Annotated in this window: 20 protein-coding genes; 16 read left to right on the top strand and 4 right to left on the bottom strand. The window is 62.8% G+C overall.

Annotated features, from left to right (window positions below):
- Window positions 1-15: 15 nt before the first annotated feature.
- A complete protein-coding gene (locus tag V3330_RS06805) occupies window positions 16-822 on the bottom strand; it encodes an alpha/beta fold hydrolase (protein ID WP_354694653.1) in 807 nt (268 codons plus the stop codon).
- Between the two features lie 174 nt (window positions 823-996).
- On the opposite strand from V3330_RS06805, the gene V3330_RS06800 reads away from it, so the two are divergent.
- The 6 genes from V3330_RS06800 to V3330_RS06775 are packed head-to-tail and all read left to right on the top strand — an operon-like array spanning window position 997 to window position 5,833.
- Window positions 997-1,626 (top strand): TetR/AcrR family transcriptional regulator, encoded by a 630-nt coding sequence (locus tag V3330_RS06800; RefSeq protein WP_354694652.1) that lies wholly within the window; start codon window positions 997-999, stop codon window positions 1,624-1,626.
- A 10-nt stretch (window positions 1,627-1,636) separates the two neighbouring features.
- A complete protein-coding gene (locus V3330_RS06795) occupies window positions 1,637-3,163 on the top strand; it encodes a class I adenylate-forming enzyme family protein (protein ID WP_354694651.1) in 1,527 nt (508 codons plus the stop codon).
- Entirely contained in the window at window positions 3,160-3,546 is a 387-nt protein-coding gene (locus V3330_RS06790; RefSeq protein WP_354694650.1) for a MaoC family dehydratase, read from the top strand. Before V3330_RS06795 ends, V3330_RS06790 begins: the two co-directional genes overlap by 4 nt.
- Window positions 3,543-3,962, top strand: a complete 420-nt coding sequence (locus V3330_RS06785) for a hotdog family protein (protein WP_354694649.1) — start codon at window positions 3,543-3,545, stop codon at window positions 3,960-3,962. The genes V3330_RS06790 and V3330_RS06785 overlap by 4 nt, the downstream gene beginning before the upstream one ends.
- Window positions 3,955-4,713 carry an enoyl-CoA hydratase/isomerase family protein gene (locus tag V3330_RS06780; protein ID WP_354694648.1) on the top strand — a complete coding sequence of 253 codons (759 nt, stop codon included), beginning with the start codon at window positions 3,955-3,957 and terminating at the stop codon, window positions 4,711-4,713. Before V3330_RS06785 ends, V3330_RS06780 begins: the two co-directional genes overlap by 8 nt.
- 1 nt (window position 4,714) lies before the next feature.
- Complete coding sequence (locus tag V3330_RS06775) at window positions 4,715-5,833, top strand: extracellular catalytic domain type 2 short-chain-length polyhydroxyalkanoate depolymerase (protein WP_354694647.1); 1,119 nt, start codon at window positions 4,715-4,717, stop codon at window positions 5,831-5,833.
- Here the strand turns inward: V3330_RS06775 and V3330_RS06770 are convergent.
- Window positions 5,820-6,410 (bottom strand): uracil-DNA glycosylase family protein, encoded by a 591-nt coding sequence (locus V3330_RS06770; RefSeq protein ID WP_354694646.1) that lies wholly within the window; start codon window positions 6,408-6,410, stop codon window positions 5,820-5,822. The two genes, V3330_RS06775 and V3330_RS06770, sit on opposite strands and share 14 nt — an antisense overlap.
- Window positions 6,411-6,589: 179 nt before the next feature.
- On the opposite strand from V3330_RS06770, the gene V3330_RS06765 reads away from it, so the two are divergent.
- The 6 genes from V3330_RS06765 to V3330_RS06740 all read left to right on the top strand — a co-directional run bounded on the left by V3330_RS06765 (window position 6,590) and on the right by V3330_RS06740 (window position 12,216).
- The gene (locus tag V3330_RS06765) at window positions 6,590-6,949 is read left to right on the top strand and encodes a hypothetical protein (protein ID WP_354694645.1); all 360 of its coding nucleotides are present in this window, start codon (window positions 6,590-6,592) and stop codon (window positions 6,947-6,949) included.
- Window positions 6,946-8,397, top strand: a complete 1,452-nt coding sequence (locus V3330_RS06760; protein ID WP_354694644.1) for a PA domain-containing protein — start codon at window positions 6,946-6,948, stop codon at window positions 8,395-8,397. The genes V3330_RS06765 and V3330_RS06760 overlap by 4 nt, the downstream gene beginning before the upstream one ends.
- A gap of 194 nt (window positions 8,398-8,591) precedes the next feature.
- Window positions 8,592-9,188: a DsrE family protein gene (locus tag V3330_RS06755; RefSeq protein ID WP_354694643.1), complete on the top strand. Its 597-nt coding sequence runs from the start codon at window positions 8,592-8,594 to the stop codon at window positions 9,186-9,188.
- Between the two features lie 31 nt (window positions 9,189-9,219).
- Window positions 9,220-9,837 (top strand): DUF2238 domain-containing protein, encoded by a 618-nt coding sequence (locus V3330_RS06750; protein ID WP_354694642.1) that lies wholly within the window; start codon window positions 9,220-9,222, stop codon window positions 9,835-9,837.
- Window positions 9,838-10,133: 296 nt separating this feature from the next.
- Window positions 10,134-10,514: a BlaI/MecI/CopY family transcriptional regulator gene (locus V3330_RS06745; RefSeq protein WP_354694641.1), complete on the top strand. Its 381-nt coding sequence runs from the start codon at window positions 10,134-10,136 to the stop codon at window positions 10,512-10,514.
- Window positions 10,501-12,216 (top strand): M56 family metallopeptidase, encoded by a 1,716-nt coding sequence (locus tag V3330_RS06740; RefSeq protein ID WP_354694640.1) that lies wholly within the window; start codon window positions 10,501-10,503, stop codon window positions 12,214-12,216. The genes V3330_RS06745 and V3330_RS06740 overlap by 14 nt, the downstream gene beginning before the upstream one ends.
- A 385-nt stretch (window positions 12,217-12,601) precedes the next feature.
- On the opposite strand, the gene V3330_RS06735 is transcribed toward V3330_RS06740, so the two are convergent.
- Window positions 12,602-13,447: an IPTL-CTERM sorting domain-containing protein gene (locus V3330_RS06735; protein ID WP_354694639.1), complete on the bottom strand. Its 846-nt coding sequence runs from the start codon at window positions 13,445-13,447 to the stop codon at window positions 12,602-12,604.
- Window positions 13,448-13,969: 522 nt separating this feature from the next.
- Here V3330_RS06735 and V3330_RS06730 point away from each other — a divergent pair.
- Window positions 13,970-15,787, top strand: coding sequence for a tetratricopeptide repeat protein (locus V3330_RS06730; RefSeq protein ID WP_354694638.1), 1,818 nt, complete (start codon window positions 13,970-13,972; stop codon window positions 15,785-15,787).
- Between the two features lie 46 nt (window positions 15,788-15,833).
- On the opposite strand, the gene V3330_RS06725 is transcribed toward V3330_RS06730, so the two are convergent.
- Window positions 15,834-16,241, bottom strand: coding sequence for a VOC family protein (locus tag V3330_RS06725; RefSeq protein ID WP_354694637.1), 408 nt, complete (start codon window positions 16,239-16,241; stop codon window positions 15,834-15,836).
- A gap of 104 nt (window positions 16,242-16,345) precedes the next feature.
- Here V3330_RS06725 and V3330_RS06720 point away from each other — a divergent pair, with 104 nt between their 5' ends.
- The 3 genes from V3330_RS06720 to V3330_RS06710 all read left to right on the top strand — a co-directional run bounded on the left by V3330_RS06720 (window position 16,346) and on the right by V3330_RS06710 (window position 19,126).
- On the top strand, window positions 16,346-17,242 hold the full coding sequence (locus tag V3330_RS06720) for a LysR substrate-binding domain-containing protein (RefSeq protein ID WP_354694636.1): 897 nt from the start codon (window positions 16,346-16,348) through the stop codon (window positions 17,240-17,242).
- 100 nt (window positions 17,243-17,342) lie between these two features.
- Entirely contained in the window at window positions 17,343-17,519 is a 177-nt protein-coding gene (locus tag V3330_RS06715) for a DUF2238 domain-containing protein (RefSeq protein WP_354694635.1), read from the top strand.
- A gap of 26 nt (window positions 17,520-17,545) precedes the next feature.
- Window positions 17,546-19,126: a sialidase family protein gene (locus V3330_RS06710; protein ID WP_354694634.1), complete on the top strand. Its 1,581-nt coding sequence runs from the start codon at window positions 17,546-17,548 to the stop codon at window positions 19,124-19,126.
- Window positions 19,127-19,455: the final 329 nt, after the last annotated feature.

Here is a 19,455-nt window from a genome sequence, read left to right as displayed (position 1 = left end):
TGTACCTCCATCAGGTCAGTCGAGGCCGGTCTCCGCCGGCTGCAAGGTGATTTCAGGGTGGTTCTCGATCACGCTGTCGGCGAACTCCGACAGTACGGTGTTGAAGTGGTCAGGTGCTTCGAGATGCGGTGCGTGCCCGGCTCCGGGAATGACGGCGGTGCGAGCATGGGGCATCTGTGCGGCGACCCATTCGCAGGCCGCCACGCTGTACAACTGGCTGCGTTCGCCACACACACACAGGGCCGGCACCTCGATGGTCCGCAACGCCCCGCGCAGATCTTTCTCGACCATGCGTTTCCAGATCGTGATCTGGCTTTCGGGGTCGTTGGCGCGGGCGATGGCGCGGGTCTGTTCCAGCCGACCGCCGGGGCCGTCATCGAAACCGGGCGCGAATATCCGGGGGACAAACAGTTCGGCGTATGCGTTCCAGTCGGCGCGCATCGCCTCGAGGTCGCGGCCGAAGGCGTGTGAGTCGCTGCCTTCCCGCAAACCGTGTGACCAGGCGGCGTCGTTGAGGACGTGCGGCACCATGTCGATGGTGACGAGACCCGCCACGCCCAGGTCGCGGTAACGCAACAGCAGATCCCAGGCCACCAAGGCGCCGAGCGACCAACCCACGACCAGCGGGTGTTGCAGTTCCAACTCATCGATCAGGGCGGCGAGGCTGTCCGCCAGCAGCGAAAACGGGGCATGTTTCGGAAACGGCCCGGAGGCGCCATGCCCCGGCAGGTCGGGCACGATCAACCGGTAACGCGGCGCGAGCGCGTCGATCTGAGCTTCGAACAAGGCGCCGGAGACGCCCCATCCGTGAACGAGTAACATGGCGGGACCGCTGCCCTGATCCCGATATGCCACCTGGGAATTCGTTGCCTGTTTCAGTGCCGTCTCCGTGTGGCCCGGGTCGCCGCGATCCTTGTGTCAGCAGGTGTCGCGACGGTGCATCAATGGATCGATCCGGGCTTGTCTTCGTGACCGCAGTATGCAAGATTATGAAACATGAATCAAGATTCAACTTCTAGCGCGAAACTGCCCAAAACCGCCCGTGGCCGGCGCACCCGCGAGAAACTGCTGGGCGCAGCCGAGGAGGAATTCGGCGCCCGGGGCTATCACGCGGTGGCCATCAACGACATTACCCGCCGGGCTGGCGTGGCGCTGGGCACGTTCTACGTGTACTTCGAGAGCAAGGAAGAAATCTATCGCGCGCTCGTTCCGTACATGAGCAGCCGCGTGCGCAGCTACATCGCCGAGCGGATCGCCGACGTTCCGGACCGTCTGACGGCCGAACGCAAAGGCCTGGAGGCCTTCCTGGAATTCGTGCGCGAACACAAGGGCCTGTACCGCATCATTTCCGAAGCCGAATTCGTCGCCAACGACAAGTTTGTCGAGCATTACCGGGTTTTCGCCAAGGCCTACCGCGACAACCTGGCGAATGCGGGCGACCGCGGCCAGATCCGCGAGGGCGACTACGAAGTATGGTCGTGGGCGATCATGGGCATGGCGGTATTCCTTGGAATGCGCTACGGCGAAGGGGACCGCGATGCGGATCCCGAGCGCATCGCCGACGTCGTGGTCGACCTGATGGCCCACGGCATCGGTCGCCCGGCTGAAAACGAGGAACAGAACTGAACCCTGCACCATGAGCTTCATCCTTCCCGACATCCTGGCGTCCCGGGCCCAGCTGGCCCCGGGCCGGGTGGCCATGGAACACGCCGACGGCAGTCTGCGAGTGTCCTACGCGGACCTGGACGAACGCAGCGGCCGCCTGGCGGCCCTGCTGCGCGAATCGGGCATCGCGGTCGGCGATCGGGTCGCCATCCTGTGCCGCAACCGAATCGAGTTCTTCGAACTGCTGTTCGCCTGCGCACGCCTCGGCGCCATCGCGGTACCGCTGAACTGGCGCATGCCGGCGGCCGAACTGGCGCCCCTGATGAATCACTGCGGCGCCCGGTTGCTGATCCACGGCGCCGAAGATGCCGCGGCGGCCCGGACCCTGGAAACTGCCGACATCCGGCTGCTGGACCTGGACGAGCCGGGGCCGGACGGACTGGCGGCCCGGCGCGACCGGCTGCCACCCGTTGATGGTGACGGCACCTGGCCGAGCGACCGGACCTGGTATTTGCTGTACACGTCCGGCACCACGGGACAACCCAAGGCGGTGATCCAGACCTTCGGCATGGCGCTGGCGAATTACGTGAACATCTCGCAGGCCATGGGCCTGCGCGGTGAAGACACCACGCTGTGTTTTCTGCCCCTGTTTCACACCGGCGGCATCAATCTGACGGCCCTGCCGATGCTGATACTGGGCGGACGGGTACTCACCACGCCCGGCTTCGATGTGGAGCGGACGGTTGAATTGCTGGACGCCGGCGAACTGGATACCTTTTTCGGGGTGCCAGCCGTTTACCAGGCCATTGCCCTGCATCCGCGGTTCGGCGAGCTGGACCTTACGCGGGTCCGCTGCTGGGGCTGCGGTGGCGCACCGCTGCCCGACGAATTGTTCCGCCAGTTCGCAGCGCGCGGCGTCACGGTGCTGAACGGCATGGGCATGACCGAAACCGGCCCCACCGTGTTCCTGATGGACGCGGCCAACGCGGCCCGCAAGGTCGGTTCGGTGGGCAAGCCGCAAGTCCTGTCCCGGGTTCGCCTGGCCGGGCCCGGCGGCCGCGACGCGGCGCCCGGAGAAACCGGTGAAGTCTGGTTTTCCGGGCCGGGAATCACCCCGGGCTACTTCGCGGATGAGGAAGCGACCGCCGCGGCCCTGACGGCGGACGGCTGGCTGCGCAGCGGAGATCTCGGGCGCCGCGATGAAGAAGGATATTTTTATATCGTAGGACGCCTCAAGGACATGTACATCTCGGGCGGCGAAAACGTGTATCCGGCTGAAATTGAAAACCAACTGGCCGAACATCCCGACGTACTGGAGGCCGCGGTGACCGGCGTGGCCGACGAACGCTGGGGCGAAGTCGGCTGTGCTTACGTGCTGGCCCGCCCGGGTCAAACGCTTTCCGGGCCGGACGAGCTCCGGGCCTGGCTGCGCGAACGGCTGGCTGCCTACAAGGTGCCGCGATATTTCGTCAGCCTGGACGATTTCCCCCGCACCGCGGCCGGCAAGGTCCGCAAGCACCTGCTTCCCGCGCCTCCCGTCGAGGCCAGACTTCCATGAATCTCCCATCCACGGTCCGGCTGGAACGGCGCCTGACCCAGGCGGATTTCGATCGCTTCGCCCGACTTTCCGGCGACGCCAACCCCATCCACATCGACCCGCGGTTCGCCGCCGAAACCCGTTTCGGGCGAACGGTCGCCCACGGCCTGTTGCTGGTCAGTGTGCTGCGCGGACTGATTGAACAGCTCGCGCCGGGAGCGCGGCTGGACAGCCACGAGGTCGTGTTTCCGGCGCCGACTTTCGCTGACGAGCTGATGAGCTTCAGCGCCGGGTTCGATGGCAACGACGGCAACGACGCCCACGGGAAGGAAATCCGGCTCGAAGTGGCCCGCGTCGCGGACGGAACCGTCACCTGCCAGGGCACGGCCCGCATCCGCCCATGAAGATCGGCGATCAGGCCCGATTGCAACGGGCATTCAGCCCGGCCGATGTCACCGATTACCGGGCCGTGTCCGGCCACGAGGTAAAACGCGATGGAAATCGTGCCGAAGACGTGCCCGAAGTCGTGCCCGAGCCCCTGATCGGTGCCCTGTTCTCCTGCCTGCTCGGCATGCACCTTCCGGGAATGGGTACCAAGTACCTGAAGCAGGAAACCCGATTTCATGGCGAGGCCCGTGCCGGCGAAACCCTGACGGCCGAGGTCCGCATCACCCGTATCCGTCCGGACAAGCACCTGGTCGACCTGGAGACCAGTTGCACCGGCGCGGACGGACGGTCGATCGCCAGCGGCCGGGCCCTGGTGCATGTCTCGGATGTCACGGATGTCACCGGACCGGCGCCGGGCAAAAACGATGACTGATCCACTGATCCTGACCCGGCGAGTGGAAGGTGTTGAACACATCACCCTGAACCGGCCACACCGCCACAACGCTCTGGTACCGGAACTGCTGCGCCCTTTGCGGCAAGCCCTCGAGGCCGCGGCCGAATCCGAAGCGGAGGCGGTGCTGCTGCGCGCCGAAGGACGCTCGTTCTCGACCGGCGGTGACTTGCTCGGTTTCCGCCAGCACCGGAAGAACATCGCCGACTACGCCGATGAACTGGTGGGGTTGCTCAACGACTGCATCATGGCCCTGAACGGCCTGCCGTGCCCGGCGGCCTGCGCGGTTCAGGGTCAGGTCACCGGCGGCTCACTGGGCTTTCTACTGGCCTGCGACCGGGTATTCATGAGCCGGCAGGCCAGCATCACGCCGTTCTACACGATGGTGGGATTCAGCCCGGATGGTGGCTGGACCGCACTGCTGCCCAAACTCATCGGCCGCCAGCAGACGATGCACTGGCTGCTGACGAATACCCGCCACGAGGCCGGCACCTGCCGGGAACTGGGCATCGTGCACGAAGTGGTGGGGCACGACCCCACCGCGGCCGCGGGGCAGTGGATCGCCACATTCTGCACCACCCGGCCGGGCGCACGCCGGCGGGTCCGCGAGCTGCTGTGCAACGACGCGAACACGCTGCGCGCGCGCCTCGATGCCGAGCGAGAATCCTTCGTCGCCCAGATCCAGAGCGCCGAAGCGCTGGAGGGCATCGATCACTTCCTGGGGAATAACTGATATGCCTGCCAAATCGCTTTGTATTAGAACCATATGCACGAAACTGCCCGCTGTGTTTCTGGTGGCCATACCGCTGTCGATTCTGCTGTCGGCATGCTCGGACGGGGTTGACAAAACCGTGGCGACTCCCGCATCCACAACCGGGCCGGCTCCGCAACAGGCTGACACCGGTCCGGCCACTGTGCCGCCGGCCACTTTCCCGATTGACCCGAACCGCATCACGGTTTCGGGCATTTCAGCCGGTGGCATGATGGCCCACCAGTTGCATATCGCCTACCCCGACCTGTTCTCCGGCGCCGCGGCGATCGCCGCCGGCCCCTACGGCTGCGCGGACGGCTCGCTGGCCACCGCCATGGCGCGCTGCATGGCCGATGACGCCGGCGGACTGCCGGTGGCTGAATTCGCTGAACGGATACTGTCCGACGCCGCGGCCGGCCGCATCGGCGACCCGGCGGACCTCACCGACGATCGGGTCTGGCTGTTCCACGGCACCAACGACCGGCTGGTGGCCGCCGGGGTCAACGATGCCCTGGCGGACCTTTATGCTGATTTCCTCCCCGCCGGGCAGATTCGCTACGTCAACGACATCCCCGCCGCCCACCATTTCCCCGCCGCCGGGCGGGGGCATGGCTGCGATGAATCGAAGCCGCCCTTCGTCGGCAACTGCGATTACGACGCGGCCGGCGCCCTGTTGCAATTCCTGTATCCGGGGTTGACCACGCCGCCAGAGACCACCGATCCCGAACCGGCATTGCGGGAAGTGACCCTCCCGGGAGCGGCGCGGGCAGGACTGCGCGAGACCGCCTACCTGTACGTTCCTCCGGCCTGCCGGGATACCGTGAACACCCCGGCCTGCGGACTCCACCTCGTACTGCACGGCTGCGCGCAATCGTCCGTCCAGGTCGATACTGCCTTCATCGAACAGAGTGGCTACCTGCGCTGGGCCGGGATGAATAATCTGGTACTGGCCTTCCCGCAGGTCGATGTGGGCGCGGCCAACCCGTATGCCTGCTGGGACTGGTGGGGCTATACCGGAGCGGAATACCGCTGGCGAGACGGGGCGCAGATGGCGCTGATCGCCGGCTGGATTCGCGAACTGGCTGGCATCACGACTCCGTGATGGCCAGTATCGACGCGATGCGCTGACGCAAACGAGGAAGCAGTTCCGATTCGAACCAGGGGTTGCGGCGCAGCCACAAATTGTTCCGCGGACTGGGATGCGGCAGCGGCACCACCACCGGCCAACCCGCTTCCCAGTTTCGGACCACCTCGGTGACCGGCCGCCGCGGACCGGGCAGGTGCCAGACCTGGGCATAGGCGCCGATGACCAGGGTCAAATCCAGTCGCGGCAACCCGGCCAGAAGTTCATCGCGCCAGGCTGGCGCACATTCCGGGCGCGGAGGCAGATCGCCGGACGGCCCGGTGCCCGGATAACAAAACCCCATTGGCAGGATTGCGATGCGGCGCGCATCGTAGAACACATCAGCGCCGATGCCCATCCAGTCGCGCAGGCGCTCACCGCTGGGATCATCGAATGGTTTGCCCGAGGCATGCACGCGGCGCCCCGGCGCCTGACCGGCCACCAGGATCCGGGCATCGGCGTGCGCCTGCACCACCGGCCTCGGCCCGTGCGGCAGGTGTGCTGCGCAAAGGGTACAGGCACGCACCCGCTCGAGCGTGTTCTTCAGAGTTGTCATCGTCATTACCTCGTGCAGCATAGCCCGTCCCGGTGCGATATGGTGCCAGGGGAAATCACGCACCATCAGACCGGCGCCCTCGGTCGCAGATTCCATTGCTATACTGGTTGGGAGCCCATCGGGGTTGCCGGGGGGGATGACGCCGATTCCACTGGTCTTCATCCGGAGGAGATACCACGATGCGCCTTCCCGCCACCCTGCTTGCGGCCGCCGCGACGTTGCTGCCCTGTGCCGCCGCCGCCGAGTCCCCGGAACTGCCCGCCACGCCACGATCGGCGATCGAGTTCGGTCCTTCCACCGAGCGCGCCTTCGACCGCTCCGGGGACTTCGTGACCCTGGAACAAAAACCGGACGGTGCGCTGAATGCGCGTCAGAACGGCAGTTTCCAGAACGTTTCGGTCGCCCGTGTCGGACCTGGCGGCAAAATCGAGACCTATTGCACCACCGACGCGGGCCGGGCCCGGGACTGGATGGCCCGTTTGGACGGCCGGCCGGCCAATGTCGAGGCGGCGCCGCCAGCCAGCGGAGATCCCAAATGAAGGCCGTGACGGCCGGCATCTCAACGGTCCTGCTGAGCCTGGGACTCTCAGCATTCTCGCCCCTTTTAGCGGCCACGATCGTCATTCAGAACAACGACGGTCCGGGTGAGGGTTTCAACGAAACCGATTCCCCACCCAACGGCAACCAGGTCGGCAACAATCCCGGCGCGAACCTGGGCGAGATGCGGGTCAACGTATTCAACGCGGCGGCGCAGCGCTGGGGCCAGTTGCTCAATAGCGCGATCACGATCACGATCGCCGCCGAGTTCAACGATCTGTTCTGCAGCCAGAACAGCGCCGTGCTGGGTCAGGCGGCGGCCACCGGCACGGCGGCGAATTTCGGCGCCGGCGCCGCCAACGTGGCTTACCATATCGCGCTGGCTGAAAGCCTGGCAGGCTCCAACCTCAACGGCGGCAGTACTGAAATCACCGCCACGTTCAACAGCGCCGTGGACTCCGGAAACGTCAACTGTCTGGGCGGCGGCGGCTTCTACTACGGCCTGGATGGCAACGCGCCGGATGGCACCACACCCCTGTTCGTGGTGGTGCTGCATGAACTGGCTCACGGTCTGGGATTCAGCCAACTGGCCGACGTCGGCCCCGGCGGCACCGGGGCATTCACCGGCACCGGCGGCTTTCCCGACCCCTTCAGCCGCAACCTGCATGACCTGGAAACCGCGAAATCCTGGGACACGATGACCAACGGCGAACGCCTCGCGTCGGCCATCAACGACCCGGACCTGGTGTGGGAAGGCAGCCAGGTCACGGCCCAGCGCACCGCGTTCCTGGATCCCGCCCCCGAGGTGGACATCAACGCACCACCCGGCATCGTCGGCACCCACCCGGCCAATCTCGGCGAGGAACCCACCATCGTCCTGCCAATGGGCGGAGTAACCGCCGACGTGGTGGACGGCGATGCGCTGGTCGCCGACCCCTGCGCCGATACCTCGGGCGCCATGTCCGGGCGCATCGTACTGTACGACCTGCCGGCCGGATGCAGCGCCGTGTTCCCGGCCTTTCTCGCCGAATTCAGTGGCGCGGTGGGCGTCATCATCGCCAACACCAGCGCGGGCGGATTGCCGGACATGAGCGGGCAGATCACCAACCAGGATGTGACCATCCCGTATGTCGGGGTCATGCAGCAGGTCGGCGCGGATCTTCGCGCCAACATCGGCAGCGCCAACGCCACCATTGGCGAAAGCGACACAGTGTTGAGCGGCGAAAACCAGGGCATGCTGCGCATGTTCGCGCCCTCGCCTTTCGTCATGGGCTCATCGGTCAGCCACTGGGCCAGCGAGGCGCGCCCCGACCTGCTGATGGAATCGTCGCGCGGAGATCTCGGCTTTAACCAGGTCGACCTCACCCTGCCCGCGATGAACGACATCGGCTGGTCGGTCAACATCGACCTGGGTGAGATCTTCTTCATGCACGGCTTCGAGGATCCCTGAGGCGGAACAGAGCCCGGAAACCGCGGAACCGGAGAACAGGGAAAGAACGAAACGGAGAAACGGGAAACGGGAAACAAGGGAACGGGGAATCAGGCAGCCGAAAAATCAGGAAGCCGGGCAACCGAAAAGCAGGCAGTGGGCGCGGAATTCTGCTGGAATACGGGGCCAAGCCAAGTAGCAGAGAGAATGCTCCGATGCCCCAATACCCATCCGTACCGCTTCTGGCGGTGTGCCGCCCCCGCCATTTTCCATGGCTTGCCTTGTTGCTGGCGGGCATGGCCAGCACCGCGAACGCGGCGGGCGCGGAAGCGGAGGTCCAGCGCACCCACACCGGTCCGGTGATTGAAAACCTGGGCCCCGTCTACGATATCCCCGGCGCCTGGAACCTGGAGTCCGGCGTGCACTACCGGGCCGTGATGGATGTCGCGGAAGGCCCCGAGGATGCCACCGCACTCAATCGCGGCATCGAATCGGCGGCGCGCTTCCTGAACATGCACGTGCGTTCCGGCATTGAGGCGGACCACCTGGAACTCGCCCTGGTGCTGCACGGCAAGGCCACCCGGGCGGCACTCAGCCCGGCCGCCTATCGTGCCCATTTCGGCGTGGACAACCCGAATGATGGTCTGCTCCATGCACTGCGGGCCGCGGGCGTGCAGATTTTTCTGTGTGGCCAGTCAGCCCGCCACAACGGCTATACCGACGCCGAACTGCACGAATCGGTCACCCCGGCCCTGTCGGCCATGACCGTACTCACCCGCCTGCAGGTCGAAGGCTGGGCGTTGCTGCCCTGATGCCCCCGGCCGACAATGGCACAATAGACGAATGCACCGCGCCCTGATCCCCATTGTCGCCTTCAACGCCGCCTACCTGCTGGCGGCAATCGGGTGGGTGCTGGCCAGCGGCAACTACGAATTTCTGGCCTACATCGCCGTGGTTCTGGTGATCGGTGGTGTACTGCTGCTGATCCACCGCCGGGTGGGCCTGCCCCTGGCCCTGTTGTGGTGCCTGAGCAGTTGGGGGCTGCTGCACATGGCCGGTGGCCTGCTGGTGGTGCCGGCCAACTGGCCGGTCCAGGGCGGCAGCCATGCACTGTATAACTGGGTGCTGCCCGGCGGCTGGCTGAAGTTCGACCAGGCGGTGCACGCCTGGGGATTCGGCATCACCACCTGGCTTTGCTGGGCGGGCCTGAAATCGCTGCTCGCCGAAGCCGGCCGGCCGGTACGGCCAGGCCTCGGCGCCATGACCCTTTGTGTCGCCGCTTCCACCGGGCTGGGCGCGCTCAACGAGGTCATCGAGTTCACCGTCACCCTGCTGGTGCCCGAGAACAATGTGGGCGGTTACGTAAACACCGCCCTCGACCTCGTGTACAACCTGGTGGGCGCCATCATCGCGGCGTTGATCATTCGCCTGTCGCATCGTCGGCGCACGGAACCACAGTAGCAGCCATACGCGCATCGGAATCGCACGCGGGACGGGCACGGCCAGGCAGATGTGCTGCCCGCGAATCCTCCAGCACTGACCCGACCTCGTCACTATTCAAACCTTGCGGGGGCGTGCGAAAGCCGCGCCAACAAAAGATCTAGCCCCCTGTTTCAGCTTAATTTTCGGCATGCCTCAGGACGTTTTCATCCGGTTGCATTCGCGATTTACCCTAATAAGAACTTGACTAATGACTACGTCTGTAGTCTTATTGATTACATGTGTAGTCTAGAGTGCATCACCCGGATCTGCCTGCCATGAGCGTCGACATCACCGATGCGGAACTCGCCGTCATGAAAGTGCTGTGGGAACAGAGTCCGCTCAACGCCCGGCAGATCACCGAGCAGCTGTCGCGCGAGAAATCATGGCACCGCAAGACCGTCAACACACTGCTTAGCCGGCTGGAAGGCAAATCCGCGATTGCAGCCCGCAAGCACGATGACGGTGTGCGGTATTTCACGCCGCGGGTCGACCAGGACTCGTACGGCCAAGCCGCCGCGACCGAACTGGTCGACAGCGTGTTCAACGGCGAACTGGCGCCACTGATAGCCTGTTTCGCCCGCAACCGCCGGCTCAGCAGAGCGCAGATCGACCAGCTGCGGCAACTGATCGAGGAGATCGACGATGAAGATGCCTGAACTCCTGGGCACGTTGCTGTCCGATCCGCACGTGCTCGCCTCAGGCCTGGGGATCACACTTGTCTGCAGCCTGTGGATGGGGCTGGTCCTGGCCGTGCGCCGACCCGTTACCCGGCGACTGGGAGCGCGATTCGCTTATGCCCTGTGGCTCACACCGCTGGTCGCACTGGTTTTCGCCGTCATACAGAAATTACTACCCGAATCCCTTCCCGGCGCAGGACTGGCTTTACTCGAACTGCCCAGCCTGGATCTGCTGATCAAAGGCACGGCCAATGCCGTCGGCGCGCTGGAAGCTTCTGCGAGCGCCAACGCCACACCCAACTTGCCCGGGATTACCGCCGTGTTGAGCCTAATCTGGTTGCTCGGGACAGTGACTGCGTGGACGCTGCTGGTGGTGCACTCCTCCCGCTTTTCATCGGCGATCGAGCGCGACAGCCGCCCGCTCGACCCCGGGCACTCCCGTTTGATGCACACGATCGGTAACGTGTCCGCCACCAAGCCGCGGCAGGAACCACGAGCGCCATCATTTCCAATCGCCAGCCTCCCAGCGAAGCTCGATGTTCGGTTGTCCCGGCACGGCCCGGCCGTTGCCCGCCTGTGGCACCCGGTGCTCCTGCTGCCCGAAGACTTTTTCGAGCGGTATTCGCCCGCACAGCGAGCGCTGATCCTGCAGCACGAACTCCACCATCTGCGCCGGCACGACCTCGCCTGGCTGATGCTCGCCCGCCTGTACCGCGGCCTGTTCTGGTTCAACCCCCTCGCCTGGCTTGCCGAGCGCACGGTGCAACTCGACCAGGAACTGTCCTGCGACGAATACGTACTCAGCCGCCGCGACAGTGCCACCCGCCGCCTCTACGGCGAAACCCTGCTGGATACCGTCGGGGCCCTGAGGCCGTTGCCACAAGCGCCCTACCGGCCCACATTCAGACAATTAAAGGAGCGAACCCAAATGCTTAAACATCACTGCCGCGGCGCGGGTCGCCGCCTGCTCGGAACTCTGCTTGTTTCCATCACCGTACTGATCAGTGCAGCCTATGCAGGAGTGCAGCCCGAAACGACTGCGCCTGTCGTGGAGTTGCGCGCCGAGGTTTTTGCGGTGCTCAAAGACATACAGACCCGGATTTCGGAGCAGATCGAAACGGACGAAACGGATCGGGCTGCCTTCGCCGAACTGCTCACGGAGCTCGAAGCACAGACGTCCACCTTCGATCCCAACTCAGTCAGCGACTACGAACTGGCCCAGATCACCAACCTGTCCGGATACCTCGCCTACCTGATGCAGGATTACCGGCTCGCCATTGATTCGTACCGACCGATCCTCGACCTGGTGCCCGAAATCGTCGGACTGCAAAGCGCCACTCTGAAGACCATCGCCCAGCTTCACTTCACCCTGGACGAGTACGAGGAGGCTATCGTCTACCTGGATCGACTCGAGGCCCTGAGCGACGGCCGCGCCGATGTGCTGATGCTGCAGGGGCAGGCTCGCTATCAGCTCAACGCCTACGCCGCTGCAGCCGACTATGTCGATCGGGCCATCGCCCGGGTGGAAACCGACGGCGAGGTACCCCGGGAACAGTGGCTGCAACTGCAGGTTGCCACCCACGATGAAATCGGCGATGCAGAAGGCGCGCGCCAGGCATTGATAAAGCTGAACCGGCTGTATCCAAAGCCCGACTACGGCCAGCGACTTGAGGCGCCGTAAGGCGTGACAAGGGGGTCGGACCTACGCATAGTGTTGTGCTTGTGGGAAATAACCAGAAGAACAACGTTGAAAACGGGCTTAAACAGTGCTTTTGGGTTGTACTTTGGCCAATTTAAGGAAACCTGGAAAAGTTGGCGCGTAAAAAGCCCCTCCTAGCAAGCGAGATTGATCAGCCAAGCACGGAAGAACAACAGTCTGTTGGTATAAAACGCTTTATTTCATGCGGTTATGTTGCTCCAAACCCCAAGGGCCATGGTCACCCCGGGCTCAACTTCGCTTTTTCACTGGCGATTTCCCCTCATAAAAAAACCCCGCGGTTTTGCAACCGCGGGGTTTTTTCAGATCGTCACTTCCGCCCACCATTGGCAGGCAGATTGGTCAGCGATCAGACAAAGCGACGGAATCCAACGAAGCCGACACCCGCCATCAGCAGGGCCAGGATGGCCAGGCCGTAGTGGCTCAGGGTCGGGATGCCTTCGTAGAACACGGTGTTGGTGACCGTGCACGAGTCGCCCTGGCCGATACCGACGGTCAGGTTCTGACATCCGGAATCATCGGATTCGATGGCGCTGTCGTAGACGTCTTCGTCGATATCGCAGGTACCGCCTTCCCAGGTCGGACGAACCGAGAAATCGTGGGATCCGTTACCATTGCTGTCCCAGTCATCGGAACCAATGATTTCGATGTTCTCATCGCAGTCGAGATCCAAATTGAAGGAATCGCTGATCTCGTTGCCGTTGTTGTTGGCGTAGATCCATTCCTTGGTGACCGTGATGGTGACCGGTTCCGGCTCGTTGGTCACGACGCAGAAGTTCTCGTCGGCATCCACGACATCGTCGAAGTGGCAACCGGGGTTGTCGACCAGATCGTCTTCGTATGCACTGTCGCTGCCGGAGGCATCGTAGGTCGCGGCGTAGCCGGACAGGCTGCCTTCAACCACCGAGCAGTCCAGTTCTCCGCTATCGAAGTCGACAACGACGAATTTCACGTGCTCCGGGCTTTCCTTGATCATTTTGGTCTGCTCGAGTGGCAGGCCGGTGTTACAGGTGATCGTGACGGCAACTTCACCAGGATTGTTGTCGGTGAAATCCTTGTTCACGTAAAAGGTCGCGCGGGTCTGAGTCTGTGCCAGGGCCAAGCCAGGCAACAGGAGCAGCGCGAACATCAATGCGATTGCGCGTTTGCAGGTCATGTAAATCTCCTTGTCGTAAGTATACGTTGCTGATGCCATTCGTTGTTCCGGACTTTAACCAGACCGGTTACACGGTTAGTGCATCCATCACTCCATTCGGGAGCGGGCGCATTCGTCCACCCGACCCACAATGCGGGATGGCCCCCGTCATACATGCGACGGAAGAGCGAACACTGCAAGCCGCAAGTGCCATCCAGTAAGCCTATTATCCAGACTTTGTAAATTCACGTCAATACCTGCGTGTAGGGCCGAGCTGCGCCCCGGAGTTGCGATGGCGCCGCGCGCTCCGTAGACTGCCGGCACGCTCCGCACGAGCCCCTGCGCCATGATTTCATATGGAAACAACCGCCCGACCATTGCAGGGCTCCCAACCAGTTACGCAGCTGGCAGGCCTACGTCTCTCAGAGTCCGCCCGTGAACAAGCCACGCCGCGGCCGTCGTCACTCACCCTCCCGCCGCCGCTCTCCGTCCGGACGAACTGACCCGCGGAACCGCGGCACGGCTAAACCCAGTGGCGCAAGCACGCCGGGCCGCGCCTGGCCTCCTCCGGGCGCGGCCCGTTTGTTACTCGCATGCATTGCCGTCGCCGCCTTCGCCAATGCCTGGCCGGACATGCTGACCTATGACGACCGGGTGTTTGTCGATCATGTCCGTTTTTCGGGAATCGGGCTCGGTGATATTGGCCGTTTTTTCGTCGAAGACCTGTGGGCCGCCAGCGGCGTGGAATCCGGCCTGTACCGCCCTCTGCTACTGATCTTCATCTCTGTGCAAGCCTGGCTTTTTGATGACTGGCTCGCTGGCTATCATGGCGTCAGCATTCTCCTTCACGCCCTCGCTACCTTGCTGGTACACGGACTGGTCAGCCACGTGCTGGAAAACAGCGGTGTGCGACGGGCTGTCGCCACCCCCTCGGCCTGGCTGGCCGCGGTGGTATTCGCGGTACATCCGGTGCATGCCGAAGCCGTCAATTCGGTATTCAACACTTCGGAAATCCTGGTGTGCATCGGACTCACGGGCGGCCTTGCCTGGTTTCTGCGCCGACTGGATCAGCGCCCGCTGACCGCCTGGACCGGGCTGAGCCTGATCTATCTGCTGGTGCTGCTCTGCCGGGAAAGCGGCGCCGCGCTGCCGGCGCTGGCCGTGGCGTTGATCTGGCTGACACGTACCGATCCCTGGCCGTCCCGGCTGCGCACATGTCTGCCGGTGTTTGTGCTGCTCATTCCCCTGGGGCTTTACCTGGGGCTTCGCGGCCATGCGCTGGCACCCCCGCCGCCAGCCCCAAAAGCCGTATCGGCTGAAATACAAAACGCGGTCCCGGCAAATGAAACCGGGAAAACCACGCCCGACCGAACGGACTCGGAGCGCTCGAGGCCCGGGCTGCCTTTACGCCCCTCCGGCATCGCCTTCCAACCCGACCGGATGGCTTCCGCGGTGCGGCTGTGGTTCGCGTCAATCGAACACCTGCTGTGGCCCCATCCACTTCTGGTGGAGTACGAACCACCGGATGCGCCTTTATGGATCGCGATTCTTACGCAGCTTGCATTGGTCGGTGCGGCGTTTTGGCTGTTTCTGCAGCGATCCCGTCCGGCGCTGCTCGCCGGACTCACGTTTTTTTACCTTGCCCTTCTGCCTTCGAGCCGAATCTTCGGCCAGGCTGATTTCGCACCCGGACTGGCGGACCGCATCCTGTATACGCCGTCGGTGGGCATGACCCTGGCGTTGGCGGCCGGGATCGCCTGGATCCTGCGTAACCGAACCCCGCGGGTGGCAGTCTCCGCGATAGCCGTCCTGAGCCTGGTGCTGGTGTCGTTGACATGGGCGCGAAACACCGAATGGACCAGCGATACGATCTTGCTGGAAAGCGATTACGCCAAATCGGCCAACAAGCGGCGCCTGCTCAATTCCCTGATTTCCGCTCAACTGCGCGCGGGGAATGACGCGCGTGCCCGGGAAATCTGCGATGTCCATGCCCAGGCCCTGCTGGAGAAGGCGAGTTGGGGCGTGCAATGCGGAATGGCCTACGGTCGTTCGGGCCGTTTCGCCGATGCCGAAAAAGCTTTCCGGGCGGCAACCCGGCATCGCGACTCCCGGGCATTCGCCCATGCCAACCTGGCCATGCTTCTGGCCCACCTGGGTCGCCAGGACGAGGCCGGAACTGAGTTCGACCGGGCGGTGGCAACCGAGAAAGTGCCCTTTCTGCGCGAGTATTTCGCGGCTCTGAAGCTGATCCGGCTGTACGCCTCGGACCGCACCCGGCTGGAGGAGGCCCGTGCGCACCTGCTGCGATCCCTGGAACTGCAACCCCAGCACGTGGCAGCCCGCGAGGAGTTGGAGCAACTGGACGCCCGCCTGGGACTGCGCGGGCGCGAGGGCCGCTAATCGCACCCGTTCACTGCGCGCGATCGCTGGATGCGCAACGGGCCGATTATCGCCAAGCGTCTATCCGTTCAGCCACAAAATCGCGGTCATAAGTCGTCACTTCGTGATAATTGCCCCAGGGATCACTGAAATACACGGAATAGGCCAGTTCGTGATCTGCCAGCCGCAGCTCCAGTCCCTTGCGCTGCAGGTGGGACTTCCATTCGAGAAAATTTGCGCCATCCGTACCGAATGCGATGGAAGATTCGTTTGCCGGGCCGGGCTTCTCGAAGATGGCCAGGTGAATGCGGCCACTGGCATCTTCCAGCGTCATCGGCCCGTTCGGAGTGTCCCACGCCTTGAGACTTTCAACCGGAGCGAACCCCAGCACATCCTGGTACCAACGCCGGGCCTCATCTTTGCTTCCAACGTTCAGGTGTGCATGGTCTATGCCGGCCAATCGTGGCTTCGTCATTGCTGTTCTCCTTGCATTGAAGTTTAGAAAATAGTCCTGGCAAGCCTGATCATGCACGATGCAACTGGAAGATAATCAATGCCAAATGGTCTAATATTTAGACCATGTATGATCTCCCGGCCAATGCGCTCAAAGTTATTGCGGCAGTGTTCGATGCAGATGGTGTCCGGGCCGCAGCGCGGAACCTTCGGGTTTCTCACTCATCGGTGAGCCGGCACATGAGGGTCCTGGAAGACTGGCTCGGTGTTGAACTTTTCGAGCGGAACTCGGGCCGCGGCAGGCTGGAATTCTCACCCCAAGGCAAAGCGCTGGGCCAGGCAGCTCTGGAAAGCTTTGAGGAATTATCAAAGGCGGTTCGCTCGCTGAGAGAGACACCACATCCCAATACGGTCAAGCTGTCGACAACGCCTTCGATGGCTTCTCTGTGGCTGCTGCCTCGACTCGTCCGATTTCGAGAAGCGCACCCGGGATTGGAACTGTCATTGATTGTCGAGCAGCGATTGGTGGATCCCGCAAGGCAGGAAACAGACGCAGCCATCCGGATGGGGAAAGGACCGTGGCCAGGGCTGGTGTGCCAGCCACTGATGGATGACGCACTCTTCCCCGTCATGAGCCAACGTTACTGGGAAGATGCCGGTCGCCCCTCGGAACCGAACGAGCTGCGACACCTGCAGCTTCTCCATGACCGCGACCCGAACACCCCCTGGGACCTCTGGATCGAAAAATTCTGTTCCGTGGACATAGACACGAAGGCGGGGCCGCGCTACACCTCTTCCGATCTCGTTTTGAGGGCGGCCTCTCAGGGGCTGGGCGCTGCACTGGCTCGCTCCCGGCTGGCCGAGGAAGCCCTGAATGTCGGTTCTCTGATCAGGCCTTTCGGAGAACTTTCTATTCACCTTCCAGACGCCTACTGGATCGTCAGGCCACCCGGGAAAGAGCGGACGGCCGTGCGCACGGTTATGTCCTGGCTCAGGTTTCAGGCAGAGATACCAGGGCTGTAGCGCTGCTTGCAAAAACAACAGTCGGCGACCACCCCCGCTATCGTCGCTCGATCATCGCCTTCGTAAGGCTGCCATGAAGCCGCCGGCCGGCAATGGCACAATGAGCGGATGCGCCGCGCTCAACGAGGTCATCGAGTTCACCGTCACCCTGCTGGTACCCAAGAACAATGTGGGCGGTTACGTCAACACCGCGCTCGACCTCGTGTACGACCTGGTCGGCGCCATCATCGCGGCACTGGTCATTCGCCGAACGGATCATCGGCGCGCCTTGAAATAACATCATCAAACCGGGGAGCACAAATCATGCGTCAATTCAGGATCATCACCTTTGCTTGCGCTGTGGTGCTCACGCTCACGGTTCAACCGCGACCCTTTGGAATGGTAACGGTAGTGATGGCACAGGGCTTTTCCGGAGATCTTTCCCGGGTCTCGGCAGCATCGCCTTTTTCCGCTGACTGCAATGGTCCCGATTTCCCCATTACGGCCGCCTACGTCAACGCGGAAAGCGAACCGTATATTGCGGTGAACCCCCGCGATCCTGACAATCTGATCGCTGTGTACCACGTAGACCGGTATCACAACGACGGCGCCAATGGCGCCCTGGCCGCCACTTCGTTCGACGGCGGACAAACCTGGCATATTCCGGAACTCAGGGATCAACCGCAGTTTTCGAGGTGTGCCGGGGGAAATGAAACAAATGGCGGCAACTTCGAGAAGGCAAGTGATCCGTGGGTCGACTTCGGACCCGACGGTACTGCCTATTTCGCAGTAGCGTCCTGGGACGCTTCGAACCCGGACAATACCGCCCAGATGGTATCGACATCGACTACGGGCGGCCGCACCTGGGACCGTCCGGTAGCCGCGATCCGCGCAAATGACCCGGAAGTGAGCAACGGATCACGCGCCGCGGTAACGGCGGACCCGAAGCGTGACCGCACGGCTTATCTGGTATGGGCCTGGCAGCGCTTCACACCACAGAACAAGGCCGGTGGCGCCTCCGCCTTCAGCCGCACTACTGACGGTGGAAAAACCTGGAGTGAAGCACGCCATATTTACGAAACGCCCCCTGGCTTGCAAACCTCGGCAAACCAGATCGTTGTGACACCCAACGGAGATCTCGTCAACGTTTTCAACGAATTGAAAATGGGCGCTGGATCCGACCACCCACGGCATGACCGCATTGCGGCAATCCGCTCGACCGATGGCGGACTCACCTGGACAGAATCCACCACTCTGGCGAAATCCTTTGTGGCCGGCGTGACGGACCCGAACACGGGTACCCGTGTCCGCGTAGGAGATTCCTTCACCGACATCGCAGTCGACCCACGACCCGGCACCAATAACATCTATGCCGTGTGGGGAGATGCCCGGTTCAACGAAAGTCGAACCCAGCAGATTGCATTCGCCAAATCAGTCGACGGCGGTCGCAGCTGGAGCGAACCCGTTGCGGTCTCGACAGATTCCGGAGAGCAAACATTTATTCCTTCTGTCGCCGTTAACGATAAAGGCGAAGTAGCGGTCTCCTATTACGGCTTTTCCGCCAGGAAATCCGGTTCAAGAGCCCTCATGACCCACTACTGGATCACCCGGTCGCTGGACCAGGGGCGAAACTGGACACCACGGCAGCAAATGACTCGTGAACCTTTCGACCTGCGAACAGCCCCCTACAACAGCGGCTTCTTTTTTGGCGAGTACCAGGGTCTGGCCGGCGCAGGCCCTTCTTTTGTCGCCGTCGCGACATTCACAAACGGGCGCAGCCTCGACAACCGGACGGATATATTTTTCTGCTCACTGATTCCAGACAAGCCTGAAACCGGTTTGTTGACAGGTTCTGCGGCCGGCGCATCTACACCTACTGACGAAGCGGCCCGACTTTGCCGTTAAGCGTGATCTGAACCACACCATTGAGGCCTGGTGGCGATGAGCAGGTTTTTGGATGAGTACGCCCCAGAGGGTGGCGACCTCTTCCTCTTCAAGGCCTGCCCACCTAGTGAATAGCGCCGTCTGCCAGAACGTAACCAGAATAACAGCCCCTTTGAGTCGGGATTTGGCAATTGAAAGAAGCCTTGAAAAAAGTGACGCGTTAAAAGCCGCTTTTTGCACACCAAATTGAGCAGTTTAGCAGGCAAAAACTACGCTTGGATTAAACCCCGAAGTGCAACGCCACTGATGTGGGAAGAGCGGGCGAGGTGAAGTAGCCTGTGCCGCTCTAA

Source organism: Elongatibacter sediminis, from assembly GCF_037892215.1.
Lineage (GTDB): Bacteria > Pseudomonadota > Gammaproteobacteria > Xanthomonadales > SZUA-36 > Elongatibacter > Elongatibacter sediminis.
Note: the sequence above shows the minus strand (reverse complement) of the source record. Positions and strands in the feature narration are given on the sequence as shown.